Below are 257 nucleotides of genomic sequence, written 5' to 3' on the forward strand. Positions count from 1 at the left end.
GGTCTACGTCCACGTACTAAAGATCGCCCTATTCAGACTCGCTTTCGCTGCGGCTTCAGCTCTTCACCTTAACCTTGCACGGGAACGTAACTCGCCGGTTCATTCTACAAAAGGCACGCCATCACCCCTAAATAGGGCTCTGACTTCTTGTAAGCACACGGTTTCAGGATCTATTTCACTCCCCTTCCGGGGTGCTTTTCACCTTTCCCTCACGGTACTGCTTCACTATCGGTCGCCAGGGAGTATTTAGCCTTGGC

At 52.1% G+C, this 257-nt stretch carries 1 rRNA gene; it reads right to left on the reverse strand.

Features of this window, described 5'->3' with window-relative positions:
- Positions 1-257 (reverse strand): 23S ribosomal RNA (locus WA407_RS26500); the annotation flags it as partial.

Source organism: Paenibacillus sp. 203, from assembly GCF_037027525.1.
Classification (GTDB): domain Bacteria; phylum Bacillota; class Bacilli; order Paenibacillales; family Paenibacillaceae; genus Paenibacillus; species Paenibacillus polymyxa_B.